The organism is Microbacterium sp. P5_B6 (genome assembly GCF_056400345.1).
The window spans coordinates 1-18979 of sequence record NZ_JBFULL010000023.1; the positions used below are offsets into that span (position 1 = coordinate 1).

At 63.8% G+C, this 18979-nt stretch carries 17 protein-coding genes and 2 pseudogenes; 6 read left to right on the forward strand and 13 right to left on the reverse strand.

Going from position 1 to position 18979, the window contains the following annotated elements; genetic code table 11:
- The 5 genes from AC1DP3_RS16855 to AC1DP3_RS16875 all read right to left on the reverse strand — a co-directional run.
- Positions 1 to 689, reverse strand: a 689-nt coding sequence (locus AC1DP3_RS16855) for an alpha/beta hydrolase (protein ID WP_477295290.1), incomplete at its 3' end; no start/stop codon positions are given.
- Entirely contained in the window at positions 682 to 1599 is a 918-nt protein-coding gene (locus AC1DP3_RS16860; RefSeq protein ID WP_477295292.1) for an alpha/beta fold hydrolase, read from the reverse strand. The genes AC1DP3_RS16855 and AC1DP3_RS16860, both read right to left, overlap by 8 nt.
- Before the next feature lie 29 nt (positions 1600 to 1628).
- Positions 1629 to 2042, reverse strand: a complete 414-nt coding sequence (locus AC1DP3_RS16865) for a Rieske (2Fe-2S) protein (RefSeq protein WP_477295294.1) — start codon at positions 2040 to 2042, stop codon at positions 1629 to 1631.
- Positions 2039 to 3190, reverse strand: coding sequence for an amidohydrolase family protein (locus AC1DP3_RS16870; RefSeq protein WP_477295296.1), 1152 nt, complete (start codon positions 3188 to 3190; stop codon positions 2039 to 2041). Before AC1DP3_RS16870 ends, AC1DP3_RS16865 begins: the two co-directional genes overlap by 4 nt.
- A 26-nt stretch (positions 3191 to 3216) precedes the next feature.
- Positions 3217 to 4275, reverse strand: coding sequence for an amidohydrolase family protein (locus tag AC1DP3_RS16875; RefSeq protein ID WP_477295297.1), 1059 nt, complete (start codon positions 4273 to 4275; stop codon positions 3217 to 3219).
- Between the two features lie 85 nt (positions 4276 to 4360).
- Here AC1DP3_RS16875 and AC1DP3_RS16880 point away from each other — a divergent pair, with 85 nt between their 5' ends.
- The gene (locus AC1DP3_RS16880; protein ID WP_477295319.1) at positions 4361 to 4813 is read left to right on the forward strand and encodes a hypothetical protein; all 453 of its coding nucleotides are present in this window, start codon (positions 4361 to 4363) and stop codon (positions 4811 to 4813) included.
- Positions 4707 to 5183 (forward strand): transketolase C-terminal domain-containing protein, encoded by a 477-nt coding sequence (locus tag AC1DP3_RS16885; protein ID WP_477295299.1) that lies wholly within the window; start codon positions 4707 to 4709, stop codon positions 5181 to 5183. Before AC1DP3_RS16880 ends, AC1DP3_RS16885 begins: the two co-directional genes overlap by 107 nt.
- Here the strand turns inward: AC1DP3_RS16885 and AC1DP3_RS16890 are convergent.
- The 3 genes from AC1DP3_RS16890 to AC1DP3_RS16900 all read right to left on the reverse strand — a co-directional run bounded on the left by AC1DP3_RS16890 (position 5137) and on the right by AC1DP3_RS16900 (position 6639).
- Positions 5137 to 5889, reverse strand: coding sequence for a 2-oxo acid dehydrogenase subunit E2 (locus tag AC1DP3_RS16890; RefSeq protein ID WP_477295301.1), 753 nt, complete (start codon positions 5887 to 5889; stop codon positions 5137 to 5139). The two genes, AC1DP3_RS16885 and AC1DP3_RS16890, sit on opposite strands and share 47 nt — an antisense overlap.
- Entirely contained in the window at positions 5890 to 6345 is a 456-nt protein-coding gene (locus tag AC1DP3_RS16895) for an organic hydroperoxide resistance protein (protein WP_477295318.1), read from the reverse strand.
- A 93-nt stretch (positions 6346 to 6438) separates the two neighbouring features.
- Complete coding sequence (locus AC1DP3_RS16900) at positions 6439 to 6639, reverse strand: helix-turn-helix domain-containing protein (protein WP_477295303.1); 201 nt, start codon at positions 6637 to 6639, stop codon at positions 6439 to 6441.
- Positions 6640 to 6980: 341 nt separating this feature from the next.
- Between AC1DP3_RS16900 and AC1DP3_RS16905 the strand changes: the two genes are divergently transcribed.
- A complete protein-coding gene (locus AC1DP3_RS16905; protein WP_477295305.1) occupies positions 6981 to 8219 on the forward strand; it encodes an integrase core domain-containing protein in 1239 nt (412 codons plus the stop codon).
- A gap of 281 nt (positions 8220 to 8500) precedes the next feature.
- On the opposite strand, the pseudogene AC1DP3_RS16910 reads toward AC1DP3_RS16905, so the two are convergent.
- A pseudogene (locus AC1DP3_RS16910) lies at positions 8501 to 9079 on the reverse strand (IS110 family transposase); the annotation flags it as partial.
- Positions 9080 to 9567: 488 nt separating this feature from the next.
- On the opposite strand from AC1DP3_RS16910, the gene AC1DP3_RS16915 reads away from it, so the two are divergent.
- Both AC1DP3_RS16915 and AC1DP3_RS16920 read left to right on the forward strand, forming a co-directional pair.
- The gene (locus AC1DP3_RS16915; RefSeq protein ID WP_477295307.1) at positions 9568 to 9900 is read left to right on the forward strand and encodes a hypothetical protein; all 333 of its coding nucleotides are present in this window, start codon (positions 9568 to 9570) and stop codon (positions 9898 to 9900) included.
- 541 nt (positions 9901 to 10441) lie between these two features.
- Positions 10442 to 10627, forward strand: a pseudogene (locus tag AC1DP3_RS16920) (allantoate amidohydrolase); the annotation flags it as partial.
- Positions 10628 to 10728: 101 nt separating this feature from the next.
- On the opposite strand, the gene AC1DP3_RS16925 reads toward AC1DP3_RS16920, so the two are convergent.
- The 4 genes from AC1DP3_RS16925 to AC1DP3_RS16940 form a co-directional block, all read right to left on the reverse strand.
- On the reverse strand, positions 10729 to 12999 hold the full coding sequence (locus AC1DP3_RS16925) for a beta-glucosidase (protein ID WP_477295309.1): 2271 nt from the start codon (positions 12997 to 12999) through the stop codon (positions 10729 to 10731).
- Positions 13000 to 13323: 324 nt separating this feature from the next.
- Positions 13324 to 15594, reverse strand: a complete 2271-nt coding sequence (locus AC1DP3_RS16930; protein ID WP_477295311.1) for an alpha-L-rhamnosidase — start codon at positions 15592 to 15594, stop codon at positions 13324 to 13326.
- 131 nt (positions 15595 to 15725) lie between these two features.
- On the reverse strand, positions 15726 to 16805 hold the full coding sequence (locus AC1DP3_RS16935) for a LacI family DNA-binding transcriptional regulator (protein WP_477295313.1): 1080 nt from the start codon (positions 16803 to 16805) through the stop codon (positions 15726 to 15728).
- A complete protein-coding gene (locus tag AC1DP3_RS16940; RefSeq protein WP_477295315.1) occupies positions 16802 to 17836 on the reverse strand; it encodes a LacI family DNA-binding transcriptional regulator in 1035 nt (344 codons plus the stop codon). Before AC1DP3_RS16940 ends, AC1DP3_RS16935 begins: the two co-directional genes overlap by 4 nt.
- Before the next feature lie 200 nt (positions 17837 to 18036).
- Here AC1DP3_RS16940 and AC1DP3_RS16945 point away from each other — a divergent pair.
- Positions 18037 to 18979, forward strand: a 943-nt coding sequence (locus AC1DP3_RS16945; RefSeq protein WP_477295316.1) for an ABC transporter substrate-binding protein, incomplete at its 3' end; no start/stop codon positions are given.

Genomic DNA, 18979 nt, shown 5'->3' on the forward strand with positions numbered 1-18979 from the left:
AAGTCGTTCTCACCGCCTCGGATGATCAGCGTGGGAACGGTGATCTGATCGAATTCCCAGTCGGGTACGCCGGGGATCGCCTCGTTGGGCTTGGGAACGTAGGCGTCGAGCCAGCGTGACATCACCCGTTCGAACTCCTCGGATCCGATCACCTCGAGGCGTTGGCGATTGCGGGGATTCGCTGTGACGAGATCGGACCAGCTGCCCGCGAGGCCGGGCATCTCGAGGATGCCCTCGATGCCTCCTTCCCGCACGGTGCGCAGTTCGTTCAGCACGTAGACCCACGCGAGGCTCATGGAACTGGACGTTCCGCCGACGATCGACCAGATCGCAAGCTTGCTCACGAGTTCCGGATGCATGAGCGTGAAGACGATGGAGTCTCGCGCTCCCCCCGATCCGCCCAGGACCGCGATGGGACCCAGGTCGAGCTCGCGGACGAGTCCGCCCAGGGTCGCTGCGCGCATGTGCGATTCGGTCTTTCCGAAGAGTTGGATATCGGAGCGCCCCGTGTTCGGCCGATCCCAGAGGAGTACGCGTTTGCCGCCGGCGGCGAGCGCCTCCGCGAGTGGTCTCACGCCCGGGAAATCCTTGCTGAACCTCCCGCCGGGGGTGAGGACGACGGCATCGCCGTCAACAGGCCCGACGAGATCGTAGGCGACGAGTCCGCCATTGATCGCGGCCTCAGGCACGCTGCCCACCCTGTGCTAAAGATGCTCCGATCAACTCGCCTTCCGGTGCCGTCTCGTCCAGGAAGGCGAGAATCGCCGGGGCGGCCTGCACCCAGGGGTCGAACACGCTCCCCGTCCCAGCCATCATCGTCTCGACGGCACGCTCCCACGCGTCCTCAGGCCACGGCGGGTCGATGAGCGTCGAACCCTTGATGAGGGCATGCACCTCGAAGGACGTCCGCTTCGGGTGGTCCCGGTCCTTCTCGCCGCCCCGGATGATCAGTGTCGGAACCCTGACATCCGCGAACTGCCAGTCCGGCACRCCGGGGATCACCTCGTTCGCCTTCGGAACGTACGCGTCGAACCAGCGGGCCATCACCCGCTCGAATTCCTCGCCACCGATCGCGTCGAGTCGTTCCCGATTGCGCGGGTTGGTTGCGATCAGCCGGCTCCATTCTGGGAGCTGCGCGACCGCGTCGATCCCACCAGACCACACGGCCCGGAGTTCCTTGAGCACGTAGACGCCYGCGAGACTCATGGTGCTGAACGTGCCGCCCACGATCGACCAGATGCAGAGACGAGTGGCGAGGTCGGGATTCATGATCGTGAACAAGATCGAGTCGCGTGCTCCACCGGACCCGCCGAGCACTGCCACAGACGGAATGCCGAGCGCCCTGACCAGCTCGCCGAGGATCTCGGCGCGCATGTGGGATTCGGTCTCGCCGTAGATCTGGATGTCGGATGCACCGCAGTTCGGCCGATCCCACAGCAGCACACGCTTGCCTCCGGCGGCGAGAGCGTTCGCCAGCTCGTGCACTCCGCCATAGTCTTTGCTGAAGCGGCCCCCGGGGGTGAGCGTGACCACTTCGCCGTCTTCGGGCCCGACGAGTTCGTACACCACGCGCCCGCCGTTGATCTCGATCTCTGCCATGTGCCAGTTCCTTGTCTCTTCTGTCGGCTTCAGGCCGTGACGATGACGTCGTCGCCGTCGACACGGACCGGATACGTCCGGATGCTCCACTCGGGCTTGACCGCGGTGGTGCCGGTGGCGAGTTCGAAGCCCCATTGATGCCAGGGGCAGTAGATGAACTCGCCCTGACGGACTTCGGTGGCACCGCCGGCGCTGTACTCGTCGGTCACCGTCTGTCCGTGCGTGCGCCCGAGACAGAGTGGGCCGCCCTCGTGGGGGCAGTAGTTGGCGATCGCGTAGAACTTGCCGTCCACGTTGTACACACCGACCCCGTGGCGGCCGATGGGCACGATCTTCGAGTCCCCGGGCGTGATCTCGCCCACCTGGGCGACCACGTGATCGCGACCGCGAGCCAGCCGGGGCTGTGCAGACGGGCCGGTCTTCCTGATCTCCCCAAGGGTCATCGCACGACCCTCTGACCGGGAAGTGCGGGAACCTCGGAGGGCAGGTGGAACAGGTTGATGCCGTTGCCAAACATGATCTTGTCCCGCATCTTTTCCGGCATGTGCTTGGCCACCCACTGTGGGTCGTCGAAGGTCCAATGCGGGTAGTCGGAGGAGAACAAAAGGAGCCTGTCCGCTTCCATCCACTCGAGCGCGTTAGTCAGTTCGAGCTTGTCCTCGGGATAGTCCAACGGCTGAGTCGTGAACCAGATGTGGTCCTTGACGTACTCCGACGGCTTGCGCTGCAGGCCGGTTTCGTTCCCGCGGAGTTCGTAGATCCTGTCCATGCGCCACATCAACGGCAGTATCCAGCTGAATGCGTGCTCGATCAGAATGATCTGGAGTTTCGGAAAACGGTCGAAGACGCCGTCGAAGATCAGGCTCATCACCTGGTTCGCAGCGAGCATCGAGTAGGTGACCATGAGGTCGTGGTTATAGGTCATGAAACCGACCGGTGACATAGGCAGCTCATTGTGTTTGCCTCGGCCGAGGTGGCACGCGACCGGGATATCGTGCCGGCTCGCCGCTTCCCAGATCGGGTCGTACTGAGGATCTCCCCACGAGGGCCGCCCCTCCGCGTCGATCAGCACCTGGCTGTAGTACTCGTGTCCCGCCCACGTCTCGATCTCGCGCGCGGAAGCCTCAGGAGCGGACATGGCCGCCACGATGGAACCACGGAAGCGCTTGTGCCAGTTGTTGCGACTGTCGAGCCAGTGGGTCTCCTGCCACCGGTTGATAGCGAAGGCGACCGCATGAGCCTCTTCCGGTGTCTGCGCCGCTGGTCCGGCGAGCGGGCCKAGGATGGCAATGTCGGACCCTGCTTCCATGATCAGCTGGCGGAACGTCAAGTCCGGGTCCGAGCCTGCGAAGTTCCCGTCGTCGGGGAAGCTGTCGGTGCGCATCGCCATCGCATTGGCGTAGTCCGGAGCGTCGTAGTAGACGGGGTTGCCTGAGCCCACAGCGCGAGCGGCGAAAATCCTTCGAAAAGGCTCTGGAAAGTACTCTTCCAGTTCTCCCACCCGGGACGTGGGGTGTACGTCGCAGTCCACCACGCGCACCGGGGTCGTCACCTCCGAGGCGACGTGATCCGTCTCGATCTGCATAGTCATCGGTCGTTCCTCTCGATTGAATGGCGTCAAACCAACGCGGGCGAGGACAGGCCGAAGAGCCGCGCGGCATTGGCGCCGAGAACCTTCGCCCGCTGTTCGTCGGACCAGCCGGCAGGTAGATCTGCCCGAGTGCTGAGCTGCCACTCGGGGTAGCTCGAACCGAAAAGCAGCATGTCTTCCTTCCCCGTCATGCGGAGCCACTCCTCCGCGAAGTCCGCATCGATGGGAGGCCCGTCGAGCGCGCCGTTCACGAAATAGACATGCCCCRCGAGGTAGTCGCTCGGAATGAGCGGCGCCCACGGGGTCTGCTCCAGGTGCGGACGACCGAAGGTGTCCATGCGCCAAATGAACGGAGTCAGGATGTCCGCTGCGCCATCGCCGAAGATCACCTTGAGATCCGAGAACTCGGCGAACACGCCCTCGGCGAGCATGTTCATCAGGTGCCAGATGTACGTCATCCCCTCGTACGCCGCGTGATGCGAATACGTCCGCGTGGTACCCGACGGTGTCGGCGGGTGGGTGACGCCGAGCCCCTTCTCAAGATGAATCGCGACGGGCAGGCCCGCGTCGACGGCCGCACGCCACAACGGGCGGAACTGCGGACGCCCATAAGGCACCTGCGTCTGAGTCGGCAAGCCGATCTGCACCATCTTCGGGTGGTTTCTCCACTTGCCTATCTCGGCAACGGCACCGTCGATGTCGGTGGGGTGAACCCGGATCGTCCCCCGGAACCTGTCGGCATAGGTGCCCTGCTCCAGCCAACGCTCGGCGAGCATCCGATTGGTGCCGGAAAGGATCGCGGTGCCAAGGTGCCAGTCCGGGAGAATGGCCGCTCCCGTCATCGGATGGACAACGGCGAAGTCGAGGCCGCCCTCACCGAAGATGTGCGCGCCCACCTTCTCCGGATCCGAACCCGGATGGGATCCGTCGGCGTTCTCCGTGTCCGGCGCATACTTCGGCCCCTCCGGCGAGAACCAGGACACATCCGCGTCAGGGAACCCTCGGCTTGCGAACGGCGCCCGCAGGTACGTGCGAAGGTCGCGATCKGACTCGAAGAATGCGTGCACGCTGGAGTCGATCTTCAATGATTCTGTCCCGGTCATCCGTTACTCCTTTGTATGCCGGAGGCCGCTTCCGCGCGACCGAACCAAACAATTGCTCCAACGGTACATGCGCGCGCGGCTCGCGACAAGGGACTCACGCGAATTTCTAATCCGGATCGAGCAGCGAAATGAAGGACACACGATTCTGAAGGGAGTGCCGATGTTCCGTCTGCAGGTTGCGGACGTCAGCATCCCGTCAGCCGGCGAGGACGATTCGCACGTCGCAGTTCAGGGCCGCCTCGAGCGCAGTATGCAGTCTGCTTTCCGGTACGCGCCGGACATCGGACTGCGCAATCGTGACCGTGACGACCTCATCGTTGCCATCCAGGAATTCGCGGTGAATGTGTCCCCCGATTCCGAAGCGCTGAAGCACGCCGCGCGCGTCGTCGTCGGTACCCCCACTGACATAGGTGATGACGCCGAGCCCTGGTTCCACGCCGAACGCGCGGGTGCAGGCGTCCGAGGCGGTCCTCGTATCGAGACTGGGCCAGTCGCCGCAGGCGGCCGAACTCCTGGCTGAGGAGGGGATCGATGCCGAGGTGCTCGGTCTTCGCACTCTCCTTCCCCTGGACATGGAGACGGTCTTTGAGTCGGTCGGGAGGACCCGGCGCGCCGTCATCGTCCACAACGCGGCGGCCTTCGCCGGTCCTGGGCGGAGATCGCCGCCCAGATCAACGAGAAGATGTTCGGCGAGCTCCTCGAGCCCGTCCAGCGTGTCGTGCGAGGTGCACCCCGATCCCTGCACGCGCCTCCGAGTCGGTCGTCACGCTGCGCGTCGAAGCCCAGGTCCTCACCTTTTCATCACCGCCTCTGCGAACAAGGGAGCGTCGGAGGTCGTGGGGATCAGTGGAACTCGTCGGCGAAGTCGGCTCGTTCGAGACGATCCTTGACCCAGCCGAGGTAACGCGCGGCGTCGGCACCGTCCACAATGCGGTGATCGTAGGTGAGAGCGAAGTAGACGAGTGATCGCACCGCGATCGCCTCGGCACCGCCTGCGTCCCGCACGGCCGCCGGCCGGCGAGCGACGATCCCGGTGCCGAGAATCGCAGACTGGGGGCGGTTGAGGATCGGGGTATCGAACAGCGCCCCGCGACTGCCGGTGTTGGTCAGCGTGAACGTGCCCCCGGACAGCTCGTCGGGAGCGACCCTGCTCTCGCGTACCCGCGTGGCGAGATCATCGATGCCGCGCGCGAGTTCGGCGATGCTCAGCTGGCCGGCGTTCTTCAGGACCGGGACGAAGAGGCCCTGATCCGTGTCCACCGCGATGCCGAGATGTTCGCTGTCCGGATAGGTCACGGTTCCGGCGTCTAGGTCGAGCGTCGAGTTCACGCGCGGGAACACCAGGAGGCCTTCGACAGCGGCCTTGGCGAAGAACGGAAGGAACGACAGCTTCGCGCCTTCTCGCTCGAGGAACTCGGTCTTGTGCGCCTCGCGAAAGGAGGCGAGTGCGGTGACGTCGATCTCGACGACCGTCGTCAGCTGCGCGGTGGTCTGGAGCGACTCCGTCATGCGACGCGCGATGGTCTTTCGCAGTCGGGACAGCTTCTCAGTGGCGCCGCGAAGGGGTGGGAGTTGATTGGACGGAGTAATCGACATTCAGAAGGATCCGACTGACTCACGTTCCGTGGCGACGGTCGCCACGGTCTCCAGCTGCACATCGATGTTTCCCCGTGTCGCGTTGGAGTAGGGGCAGACCTCGTGGGCCCGTGCAATGAGCCGATCGGCGATGTCCTTCTCCAGTTCCGGCAGCGAGACTCGCAACGTCACGGCGAGACCGAAGCCGCCGTTCTCCCCTGAGCCGAGCCCCACTTCGGTGGTGACCGCAGCGTTGGCCAGGGAGACACCGACCTCGCGCGCGATCATCAACAGTGCGCTGTGGAAGCACGCGGAGTATCCCGCGGCGAACAGCTCCYCCGGGTTGGTGCCGTTGCCGCTGCCGCCCAACTCGACCGGCATCGCCAGCGAGAAGTCGAGCCGGCMGTTGTCGGAACGAACCCTCCCGTTGCGTCCGTTTCCCGTCGATGTCGCCGATGCCATGTAGAGGGCTTTGATCATGTTCGTCTCCTTGATTTCACTGCGGCGAGTCCGCTGCGGACGTTTCGGGCGTCGCGGTTCGAATGCCACCCGTCGTTGCGCGGCGGGGTGCTATATGGAGTCAGCGGCCCATCGATACCAGGTGCCGCTGGTGTCCGTGACTCGTTCCGCCAACCCGTCATTGGAGAGTTCCTCGAGGGACCGCTCCACAAGTCGATTGGGTACTCGGATCGCCGTTGCGATGTCCGAGGCATGCCCAGGCGCCTCCTTGAGAAGCCTGGTCAAGAACGTCTTGACTTCATCGGCAGACATCAGCGTCCTGTCCTCTCGCTTGTCTGAGATTCATCGGTGAACCAAACACTTGCTCCGAGATTAAGCCGCTCACCCTCATCCCACAAGTGGCAACCCGAATCTTTGCTCCGATATGCGGGCCACGCCGGAAGGACCGAAATGTGCGCCCGACGACGCCGTACTCTTGGCATGACTACCCAGCCCACCGGAGACGCGCAGCGCGTTGCCATCTGGTCTTGATACATCACAGCCACGGGTCAAGCGGTGTCATGTGTCAGGACATCCCTGACAGTTCTGCATCAATAGATCTCTGACGTTTCGGGGTCGTTTGGTCCTGACACTTCTCCCTTGATGTTGGGGGGATGAGTCGTGTTGAGCCCGTCGATCCTCGTGTCCGTCTCGCGATCACGCAGTGGCCTCCGGATGCGCCGCGGGGGTCGGTGACGACGTTCTGCCTGGAGCAGGGGATCTCGCGGGAGACGTTCTACGCGATCCGGAGACGGGCCGCGGTCGATGGGCCGGCCGCGGCGTTGGAACCGCGCTCGAGACGCCCGAGGCAGAGCCCCGCGAAGCTCAGCGATGAGGTGGTCCAGCAGGCGATCGGGGTGCGGGCTGCGCTGGAGCAGTCGGGGTTGGATCACGGGCCGATCAGCGTCCACGAGAAGATGCGCTCGCTCGGCCTGGACCCGGCGCCGTCCACGGCGTCGCTGGCACGGATCTTCCGCGACGCCGGCGTCGCCCGAGCGGAACCGAAGAAGAAGCCGCGGGCCTCCTACCGACGGTTTGTCTATCCCGCACCGAACGCGTGCTGGCAACTCGACGGGACAGAGTACGTACTGACGGGCGGCCGCAAGTGTGTGATCTTCCAGCTCATCGACGACCACTCCCAGCTCATCGACGACCACTCCCGGCTCGCGGTCGCGTCGCACGTCGCGTGGGGTGAGACCTCCGAAGGCGCGATCACGGTCGTGAAGAAGGGCATTGCCGCGCACGGCGTCCCGCAGCGGCTGCTGTCGGATAACGGGGCCGCGTTGAACCCGTCCCGGCGCGGCGTGCTCGGCCAGCTGGTCGCCTACCTGCGCTCGCTCGGTGTTGAGCCGATCACCGGGAAGCCCTACAAACCAACCACCCAGGGCAAGAACGAGAGGTTCCATCAGACCCTGTTCCGGTACCTCGACAAGCAGCCCCTCGCCGACACACTCGAGCACCTGCAAGCCCAGGTCGACGCATTCGATGCCATCTACAACGTCGATCGACCCCATCAAGGCCTGCCCGGCCGCGTCACCCCGCAGCAGGCCTGGGACGCAACGCCGAAGATCGAAGCACCCCGGCCCGTCACTCCGCACCCGCCCCTGTCGACGCCAACAGACGAGATCCGGGTGAAGAAGGTCCAAGACAGCGGGTCAGTGGAGTTCCACGGCATCCGCTTCGGGATCGGCCGCGCCAGCGCAGGACACAGGGTCTGCGTCATGGACGCCGGGAAGTCAGTGATGATCTTCGACCTGAAAGGAACCCTCATCATCGAGCACCCCTGGCCCAAGCCGGGCGTCACCTACGTCAGCAACGGCCGACCCCGCGGACGGGGCTCCAAGACGGCCTAACCGTCAGCGATGTCCTGATACATCAACTGTCAGAGATGTCCTGATGCAGAACTGTCAGGGATGTCTTGATACATCACACGTCGGGCGCGCGGACTGGTGCCATCCGGTGCACATATAGGTGCACACATGCGTGCACACATGTGCCTCTGATTGACCCGGCATGCGCCGCTGACGATCCGCGTGATTACGCGGAATCTCACCGCGCGCGCCTCAACCCCATCTGATCGACGGTCAGATGTGAAACCCGCGGAATCAGAGGGAACCCGCTCCCCCAGAAACAGGAAAACCCGCGGAAATCCGCGGGTTTTCGAGCGCGACACGTGCCGGATCTGGTGCTTTGTGAGCGGCTTGCGTGCGTCCACGCCCAGATCTTGCACGCGTAGGAGAGCCTTGAGCGCGTTCACGTTCATCGTTCGTTCCGCGGMGAGCTGTTCGCGAGCTGCAAGAAGCACTCGGAGCGCAGCCCGCATTCCGTCGTCCTGCCGAGGTCGACGTAGCCGGCTTTCGTCGATACAGAGCGCGGCTGCGGCGATCGCTTTCGCATCGAGCGGGTCTGACTTTCCGATCCCCGTCCAGGTGCGACCATCGATTCGAGGTGCTTCGGCGAGTTCATACCCGGACTGGCCAACCGCGCCGCCGAGCCGGGCACCATAGGTCCCGATCCCCTCGATCACCCACAACACCGTCTCACCGCCGGTCCTTCGGAGCACCCACGCCAACGCCCGGGTGATCCCGCCTGTCGTGGTCGGGAACTGCTCGCAGCCGAGGATCTCACCGGTTCTGGTGTCCAGGATTGCGTACGTATGAGTCTTGGCATGGGTGTCTACTCCGTCGACAAACGAGTAGGAGCTTGCGGCGATTGCCGTCGCGATCGACCTTCCTGTTGAGGGATAGTTGCTCGGCCGCGCGCGGCCAACAATGGACCGGGAGGTATCACTTCGGGGCAACGCTGTGACGGGCCACGACCCAGACGGGGCGGGCAAGCTTCTAATCAAGCCATCGAGGTGGAGCCGAGCCGACGTTGGCCACAACCGCGAGCCGGACATTTCCCAATGAAGGCACCAAATGGGCCAGCGTTGATCAGAGTCACGACCCGCAGGAACGACCACCGCCAACCCTGCCAGCCGGTCCCGGACCGGCCGCTCCCAGACTCACAGCGTTGATTCGGCGGCTGGTCGCGGACGGAGTTCCGCAGCGTCAGGTCGCGAGACAGTTGGGGATCGGCCGGTCCAGGGTCGATAGGGCGTTGGCGTCTGAGCGACCGCCGAAGTATGAACGGTCGCCGCAGCCGACGTCGTTCGCGCCTTTTGAGGCGAGAGTCAGAGCGCTTCTGGTGGAGCATCCGGAGATGCCGGCGACGTTGATCGCGGAGCGGGTGGAGTGGTCGGGGTCGATCACCTGGTTCCGTGAGAACGTCCGGCGGTTGCGGCCCGAGCATCAACCGGTCGACCCAGCCGACCGGTTGACGTGGGCGGCGGGTTATGCGGCGCGTTGTGATTTGTGGTTCCCGCCGCGGAAGATCCCGCTCGAGAACGGCACGACCGTGCTGCTGCCGGTGCTGGTGATCGTCGCCGCGCATTCACGGTTCGTGACGGCCCGGATGATCCCGACCCGGAAGGACACAGCTCCGAAGTCACGCAGAACACGCGGAGCATCGGCCTTGACGCCCGCAGATCTGTGAACGGCTGGCCAACCGGTCAGAGGGTCGCCGAGAGTGTGGAGACTCTAGGCCGTGGGGAAGGCTCCGGGGAGGTGTGCATGGATGACGTCGATGTCGAGGGTCTCTGCGGTCTCCACAGCCATCTGCTTGATGAGTAGCCGAGGCCAGACGACGCGGATCCGGTTGACGGATAATGAGCCGCCGATGAGTGGCCAGTGTGCCTCGAGAAAGCAGAGCACCCCGATGACGGGAACCCCGTCTCCCCGTGCGGCGGTGACCAGATCAACTTGTGATCGGACGCCGTCGACGAGTTTGGTGCGACCGCCAGACTTGCAGACGCCGCATTCGGCGCCGAGGTCGTCCTCCGTTGAAGCCTCGGAGGTGCGACGACATCGGCGTGTGTTTTCGTACTKACATGCCCGACGTCGGTCGCCGACCATCGCACGGGAGCCGGTCCCTCGACGCGCGGCCGGCGCCCCTCGTTCCTGATCCGGAACTAACTCGTAGCCAGTCGATTTGCTCGCGCGGTGGATCTTTGAACGTGGCTCTTGATCCTGACTGTCATCTCGACTCGGTACCCGGCGGGTACGACGGCCCACGGGGCGTGGCATCCGCTCTCGCGGCAATCGACATCCTTCGCGAGGACGGCCGGTCGTTCCAGCGCCCGAGGGCCATTGCGGTTTTCCCCGAGGAGGAGGGCTCGCGGTTCGGGGTCGCCTGCCTCGGTTCGCGGCTGCTCAGCGGGGCGAACGCACGTGCGCTTCTGGGTCGACATCCGTCATCCTGACGGCACTGCGTCTCCACGCGTTCGCGCGGGGACGCAGTGCCGTCGGATTGGGACCAGCAGCCTTACTTGGCCTTGACCTTGAAGTCCTGCTCGAGGGGAAGGTCACGGGAGGATGAACCGACCGAGATCGTGTACGTGCCGTCCACGATCTTCCAGGCGTCCGCGTCAACGTCCCAGACTCCGAACGGCTGGTTGCTCGCGTTCGAGTCGATGACAACCTCGACGGTGGTCCTTTCCCCCGCGGCGAGCTCGATGCGGTCGAAGCCGACCAGACGCTTGCCCGGCTCGTTCGCGGCGTCGGGGAGTGTCAAGTACACCTGCGGGATTTCCGAACCATCTCGGTCCCCAGTGTTCTCGACCTTGAATGAGATCGTCGAGACGGCTTGGCCGTTCTTCGCCTTGGTCTTGACCTTCAGGTTGGAGTACTCGAACTCGGTGTACGACAAGCCAAAGCCGAACTCGAACAGCGGGTCGATGTTCTGCTCGTCATACCACTTGTATCCGACCTGCAGGCCCTCGGTGTAGTTCACCTGACGGATCTCATTTGTGCCCGCGGGGCGCGTGGTCGAACCATCCGAGAAGACCCCGGGATACTGCTGAATGGACCTTGCGGTGGGGTTGTCAGCGAGTGACTTCKGGAACGTCAGCGGCAGCTTGCCCGAAGGGTTCACGTCACCAAAGAGCAGCGACGCGAATGCAGGACCTTGCTGATCGCCCGGGTACCACGCCTCGAGGACTGAGTCCACCGAGTCGATCCACGGCATCTCGACCGCGGAACCTGTCTCAAGGATCACGACGGTAGAGTCGTTGGCCGCGGCCACCGCGCTGATCAGAGCGTCACCATTGTTGTCGAGTCGCAGATCCGGGATGTCGGAGAACTCGCCGCTGGTGTAGTAGCCGAAGACGACAGCGACATCGGCTGAGGCTGCGATCGATGCCGCCTGCGCCGGGTCGGCCCCGTTGCTGTAAACCACCGTCTGGCCATTTGCTTCGGCACGCTGGGTGATCGCGGTCAGTGGGTCGATCAGTCCATCGCAGTTCATGATCGGGCCGTTGCGGAATCGGAAGAAGGACGAGCACACTGTCTTGGCGCTCACGCCAGCCGTCGGRGTCGTTGACGCGATCTGACCAATGACGGCGATCGTCTTGCCCGCTTCGGCTGCAATCGGGAGAGTCCCGCCCTCGTTCTGCAACAGGACGGTGCTCTGCTCGGCAACCTGCCGCGAGATTGCCTTGTGCTCGTCGTTGGTCACGATCGAGATCGGCGTCGTGGGCAGTGGATTGTCGAACAGTCCCGCGCGGATGTAGGAGTTGATCACGCGGAAGACTGCAGCATCGATGTCTGCGACGGTGAGCTCGCCCGCTGCGATTGCAGCGTCGAAGTTGGCGGGGGTGAAGAAGGTCGGATCGTTCAACTCCTGATCGAGTCCGGCCTTCACCGATTGTGCAACCGAGTGGACTGATCCGAAGTCGGACATGACGAACCCGTCGAAGTCTGCTTCACCGCGGAGCTGCGTGTTCATCAGKGAGTTTTCGCACGCGAACACCCCGTTGATCTGGTTGTACGAACACATCGCGCTATCGGGGGCGCCGCTCTCGACCGCGATGTCGAAGGGCAACGTGTAGACCTGGTGCAGGGTTCGCTCATCTACGTTCGACGAGCTTGTCTGGCGATCCAGCTCCTGCTCGTTCGCCACGTAGTGCTTGAGGTTCGAAATGACAGGCTTCGTGGGATTGCCTTCCTCGATCCCGCGGCTGTTGGCCCCAGCCATCAGGCCGCTGAGCAAGGAATCTTCGCCGAAGTACTCGGTTGAGCGACCGGTGAGAGGGATGCGTTGGCTCGAGACACCGGGGCCGAGGATGACGTTGCTGCCGCGGTCGAAGGCTTCGGCCGCCTGCGCTGCTCCCTTGTCGTACCCGAGGTCGAGATTCCACGTCGCTGCCACAGCAAGCGGCACGGGGAAGGAAGTGACTCCGTCCGTCATCGCCACGCCCTGAGGGCCGTTGGAGTAGAAGATCTTCGGTGTGCAGGGAACCTGCTCCGGGTATGTCACTGTCCCGAAAACTGTCTGTGTGACACGCTCGGTGGCCGCGACATTCATCCAGCGGTACTTCTGGTGCGGGGTGCTCGCGTCCATCAGGGCTTGAGTACGCTCTGCGCTCGTCTTCGCCGTGTTCATCCATGGCACAGTCGAGCAGTCCACCGCGGCGGCCGGCACGGCTGTGGCGAGGACGCCTCCCGTGACCAACAGCGCCGCGCTGAGCAGCGCAGCGGTCGAGCGGCGACGCACTCGCTTGCGATCGCCGACCGACGCAAATTTCTTCAAGCTCATGATTGTCCATCTTCTCTGAAGGGCAGTGTAGAACGCTCTACATTATGTAGATTGCTCTACATTCTCAGAGTAGTACATCGATGTCAAGGGATGGCGGTCCAGGACCTCAGAGTCCAATTTGCGTGTGGCCGGGCCTTGCGGTGCGGGGTGGAACTCGCGCGCGGACCCCTCCGAACAAGCGGAGCGGGCGACGGAACCAGCTCGCAATCTGGAGCGTGATCTGCCCGGTCGCGACGCCGGTGAATGGCGCTCGCGTCGGTCGTCGTAGYAGCCCAACAGGCAAGTGTGGTGGCTGGGTGGCCAGCTGCGCCACCCACCCGCGAGTCATGACGCCGGYAGCGTGAGCGCGTGGTCGCCCGCCGTTAATTCGATATCCGTCGAGCCGGCCACGCKKACCAACGCAGTCGTCCCTTCAGGGACAGTTGCCACAATTCGAATCTTCGCGTCTTCAAGGTCCCAGCGAACGGCCGCCCTGCCGTGAGGTGTGACGAGGCTGGTCTCTGCCCAGGTGAGCCCRCCGCCCGGTAGCGGGGCGATGAGAATGCGACCGTATCCAGGCTCGAGTGCTGACAATCCCCCAAGAACTCGATGCATCCAGTCAGCAACGGCGCCAAGCGCATAGTGGTTGAAGCTCGTCATTTCGCCTGGGTTTATGGTGCCGTCCGGCAGCATCGAATCCCAGCGTTCCCATATGGTGGTGGCGCCCATCGTGACTGGGTAAAGCCATGACGGACACTCACGCTGAAGCAGAAGCGAGTATGCGACATCGACATGCCCTGTGGAACTGAGCGCGTCCGTAATGAACGGCGTGCCGGCGAAGCCGGTAGAGATGCGCGAACCACTCTCGAGGACGAGCTCGGCCAGCCGCTTGCCCGCCCATTCTCGTTGCGCTTCGTCTAGCAGCCCAAAGACGATCGCCAGGGAGTACACCGTCGTGCAGTCGCTGAGGATGCGCTCCTCGTGCACGTAAGCATCATGGAAGGAGGACCTCAGCACCGCCGCCAGCTCGGCGAACTCGGCCGCCTCGTCGGGCCTTCCAAGGATGGCAGCGGATTCCGATACAATGACGGCGGTTCGGTAGGCGGATGCCGTCGCGACAACGCCCTTGTCAGCTTTCGCCGCGTCGGCGTGGTCCGGCGGCGCGTCCGGGTCGAGCCAGTCACCGAACTGGAAGCCCTGATCCCAAAGTCCGGTCGGTGACAGCAATGAACGCACCCGGCGGGCGTGCGACGCCATCGAAGGGAACGCGTCGCGAAGGATGCCCTCGTCTCCGTAGGCCTGCCAGAGCGCCMATGGCACCCAAGCAGCTGCGTCGCTCCACACCGCGGTGGAGTTTACGGGTTTGAACTCCTCGGGAACTCCCATGTACTTGAGAATGTCGGGGACGACAAACGGTACGACGCCGTCCTGGTGCTCCTGCTCGAGGGCGACATCACGCAGCCAACTAGACAGGAAGCCCTTCACGTCGTAGAGGAACGCGGCCGTCGGCGCAAACACGGCGATGTCGCCGGTCCAGCCCAGCCTTTCGTCGCGCTGAGGGCAGTCCGTGGGGACATCGAGAAAATTGCCCCGCATGCCCCAGACGACATTATCGTGCAGCTGGTTCAGCAGGGGGTCTGATGACTCGAACCGACCGATTCGTCGCAGATCCGAGCTGACGACCACAGCCGTAAGGGAGGACGGCGTCATGGCATCGATACCGCCGGGCCATCCGTCGACTTCGACATAGCGAAAGCCGTGGAATGTGAACGTGGGCTCGAACACGTCATTGTCGCCGCTGAGGATGAAGCGGTCGGTTGCCTTCGCTGTGCGCAGGGGACGCGTTCCGAGTTCGTCGCGCTCGAGCACTTCCGCGTGGCGCAGCGTGATCGCCTGCCCTGCCGGCCCGGTGACGGCGACACGCACCCAGCCAACCAGGTTCTGGCCGAAGTCGACCAACGTCTTGCCCGACGGACTCTCCCAAATGCGTTGCGGCGAGAGACTCTGTTGACGCCGGACAGGTGGACCGACGTATGGCTCCAATTTCGCGAGATCGAAGTCGACTTTGTGGACCGAACCCCACGAAGACTCGTCGAACCCGACTCKCTCCCACCCTGACGGAAGGAGGCGCGCGTCGATTTCCTGCCCATCGTAGATGCTGTTGGATACAACCGCGCCCTCGCCGGCACGCCATGTTTCATCGGTGACGATGATCTGCTCGTGGCCATCCTCGAACTGAATGCGCAGTTCGAGGAAACCGGCCAATTCGGGACCGTAGGGGGGCGAGTTCTCCCATCCCAGACGTCCGCGGAACCACCCGTCGCCGAGTGCCATTCCGAGGGCGAACCGGTTCCGTGCCGTGAGCGCAAGTTGCGCGGTGACGTCATGGGCGGCATATCGCAGACGCCACTCGTAGCTGGTCCAGCCGGGCGTCAAGACGTCCTCTGAAAGGGGTACGCCGTCGATGAACGCTTCGACAACGCCGAGCGCGGACACCTGAACAGCGGCTGCGACGACTGTTCCATGGCCCTCGTCCAGCACGAATTCAGTACGCAGGAGGGGTGCCCGATGGAGGGTTGCATCCGCAGCGATGAATCGCCCAATTCGCTCGGTCATGGAATTCTCCTGGATATCAGGACTCGACACGTGTGGAGCCGGTCGTCAGTGGGACCCCATCAGCCTAGCCGATTCTGTGGAACGGTCTACATCCACATGGAACTGTGCATCAACTGGATTGGCGCCTTGGCTCAGGAAGTGGGAGCGGATCGCGTCGACGTCCGCACCCGCAGCTCTGGCGTGAAGATCTCATGAACGGCCTCAGTGCGACCTTGCAGGCGCTCCATCAGCAGTTGGATCGCACGGAGCCCCATCTCGCTGCCAGGTTGGTGCACCGTCGTGAGCCCGAGCGCCGGATGCGACGCGATCGGCACATCGTCGTAGCCGACGATCGACAACTGCCACCCGGTCTCCGCTGTTGCGCGAAGTGCGCCGATCGCCAATTCGTCGTGAGCGGCGAACACGGCCGTGATTGGCGTCCCGCCTTCGATTGCCGCCCGGACCGCCGAGTTCGCCGCATCCTGACCCTCGTCCGTTCGCAATACGACGATCTGGTGTTCCAAACCCGCCTCGGTCATCGCGGCGCGATATTCGCGAAGTCGGATGCCGTGGGCGGACTGCGCCTCCTCCTCCGCCTCCTCAAGGGTGAGATGTGCAATCCGAGTGTGCCCAAGATTCAAGAGATGGTCCATCGCCATCCGCGTGCCCGCAACGTCGTCGCCGGCGATGCTGTCATACGCGTCCGAGTGATCGTGCCGGCCAAACATCACGACGGGTGTCTGCGCGGCGATCCGGTCGAGCGCTTCACTGCTGACCCGGGGGGAAACGGCAACCACGCCGTCCACCTGGCGGTCGACCAGAGCTTCGATTGCGCGGAGTCCGAGACGTGAACCCTCCTCGGCGGGCGCGATGACCACTTGGTAGATCGTTCCCGCGAGTGCGCCCATCACACCCGTGAGCATTCGGGTGAAGAACTGATTGCCAAGATCGGGGATCTCGATGCCGATCGTGTATGTGCGGCCCCTCATTGCTCGTGCCGCAATCCGTGGACGGTAATCCAGCTCCGTCATGGTCGCGGTGACACGCTCGCGCATGGAGTCGCTCACTCCGTATGCGTTGCGCAGCACTTTCGACACCGCTGCGCGGGACACACCCGCCGCTGCGGCGACGTCTTCGATTGTCGCGTTGCGGCCCGGGACAAATGTCATGGTGTAGAGGTTAGCGCCGCTCATGTCGCGCGAAGCGCCGGTGTCGAACCGTGAATGGGTCAAACGCCCCCAGAACTCTTCCCCCTGTGCGGTCGCGTCGAATTCCGCGGGTATAGTCGGGGCGCTGTCGTGATGTGTAGCGCTTCGGTTCGTCCCGCAAGCCGGCTGAGCAGGAGTTCGACAGCGTGCTCACCCATCGCGAAGCCCGACTGATCGACGCTGGTGAGGGACACTGCGGGGTGCCCCGCGATCGTGATGTTGTCGTATCCCGCAACCGATACGGACGCGTCAGACAGGCCGATCGTCGCAAGAGCCTGGAGGGCCCCGAGCGCCATGGCGTCGTTGCCCGCGAAGATGGCCGTTGGAACGTCTGACCCACTCAAGATCTCAGCGACCGCCCCGCGCGACTCGTCTTCGGTTTGCCCGCTCCGGATGACACGGGAGACGCCCTCGAGCCCATGCTGACTCATGAACCRCTCGTACTCCTCGAGCCTGACGGCGTGGGGCGTTCCTGAACCATGAGCCGTCACCTCGGCACTGCGAGTGAGGTGCGCGATCTTTCGGTGACCCAGTCGATGCAGGTGGTCCATGACGAGTCGAGTCCCCTCGATATCGTCGCCAGTCACCGTGTCATACCCGAGCGAGTTGTCGTGACGCCCGACCATCACGATCGGAACTCGCTGGGCCAGCGACTCGAGCCACTCGGTGGCCACGAGCGGCGAGATTGCGACGATGCCGTCCACCTGACGGTCTGACAGCGCTGTGATCGCGCGCCGACCCTCCTCCACGTCGCGACCCGCTGGCGCGATGATCAGCTGGAACCCTGTTCCTTCGCGTGCCGCAGCAGCGCCGTCGATGATCTTGTCGAAGAAGGGATTCCCGATGTCGGGCAGCTCAATTCCGATGGTGCTCGTGGTTCCGCGCATCGCTCTGGCAGCCACGCGCGGGCGATAATCAAGTCGCTCGATCGCAGCGTTGACGCGCGCGCGCATCTGATCACTTACGCCGTAAGCGTCTCTGATGACTTTCGAGACCGCCGCGCGAGAGACCCCGGCCTCACGGGCGACGTCGCTGATGGTGGCCGATCTGCTCATCGTGATGACTCCCTCGTCCAGTATCAGGAATGTAGCGACTTGTAGATCAATCCACAAACCTTTTGTAGATCGGTTGACACGCGGCGCACGACGTGTCTATCGTGGCCTCACCCAAGCACCCGATCACGGGCATCACGACGATGCTCCGGGGCATCTACAGCGCAGTTCCTTTACACGGAGGTAAAGAGATGGATTCCCGCATGACACACCGCCGAGCGCTCCTCGCGGTCGGCGCCGGAAGCGTCGCGTTGACGCTGACGCTCGCCGGCTGCTCCGCCGGTGGATCGAGCGACGCAGATGGCTCCGTCACCCTGAAGTATCTCGTCGACAACGGCGAAGCGACGGTCGTCGTCGCTGAGGCGCTTGCCAAGGCGTTCGAAGCCGAGAACCCCGACATCAAGGTGGAGATCGAGACGCGTCCACAAGGCGCCGAGGGCGACAACCTGATCAAGACCCGCCTGTCAACGGGCGAGATGGACGACCTCTTCTCCTACAACTCGGGCTCCCTGTTCCAGGCCCTCAGCCCCGATCAGACTCTTGTCAACCTCGACGACCAGGAATGGGTCGGAAAGCTGGACGAGAACTTCATTCGCACCGTTTCGACCGACGCTGGCCTCTACGGGGCTCCCATGGGTCAGTCGATGGCGGGCGCCGTTCTGTACAACAAGGACATCTACGCCGAGCTGGGTCTTGAGATCCCGACCACGTGGGACGAGTTCATCGCAAACAGCGAAGCGATCAAGGCTGCCGGCACCGCCGCACCCATCATCCAGACGTACGGCGACACTTGGTCCTCGCAGCTGTTCATCCTTGGCGACTTCAACAATGTGCTCGCAGAGAACCCGGACTGGGCGGAGGAGTACACCGCGAACAAGGCGAAGTACGTCGATGAGCCCGCCTTTGCCGGCTTCCAGCACCTTCAGGATGTCTTCGAGGCCGGGCTGCTCAATGAGGACTTCGCGTCCGCGACGTACAACGACGGCGTCGCCATGGTGGCGACCGGCGCTGGGGCTCAATATCCGATGCTCACGTTCGCGGCTGGTCAGATGATGACCACCAACCCCGAGGCGGCCGATGTCGTGGGAACCTTCCCGCTTCCCGGCCCGGATGCAGAGAGCAACGGACTGACKGTGTGGATGCCGA

Bases quoted from the DNA above. Each gene is read 5' to 3' on its own strand.
- AC1DP3_RS16900 (WP_477295303.1), bottom strand. From the start codon at position 6,639: ATGTCTGCCGATGAAGTCAAGACGTTCTTGACCAGGCTTCTCAAGGAG.
- AC1DP3_RS16915 (WP_477295307.1), top strand. From the start codon at position 9,568: ATGCCGGCGACGTTGATCGCGGAGCGGGTGGAGTGGTCGGGGTCGATC.
- AC1DP3_RS16905 (WP_477295305.1), top strand. From the start codon at position 6,981: ATGAGTCGTGTTGAGCCCGTCGATCCTCGTGTCCGTCTCGCGATCACG.
- AC1DP3_RS16880 (WP_477295319.1), top strand. From the start codon at position 4,361: ATGCGCGCGCGGCTCGCGACAAGGGACTCACGCGAATTTCTAATCCGG.
- AC1DP3_RS16890 (WP_477295301.1), bottom strand. From the start codon at position 5,889: ATGTCGATTACTCCGTCCAATCAACTCCCACCCCTTCGCGGCGCCACT.
- AC1DP3_RS16865 (WP_477295294.1), bottom strand. From the start codon at position 2,042: ATGACCCTTGGGGAGATCAGGAAGACCGGCCCGTCTGCACAGCCCCGG.
- AC1DP3_RS16885 (WP_477295299.1), top strand. From the start codon at position 4,707: ATGACGCCGAGCCCTGGTTCCACGCCGAACGCGCGGGTGCAGGCGTCC.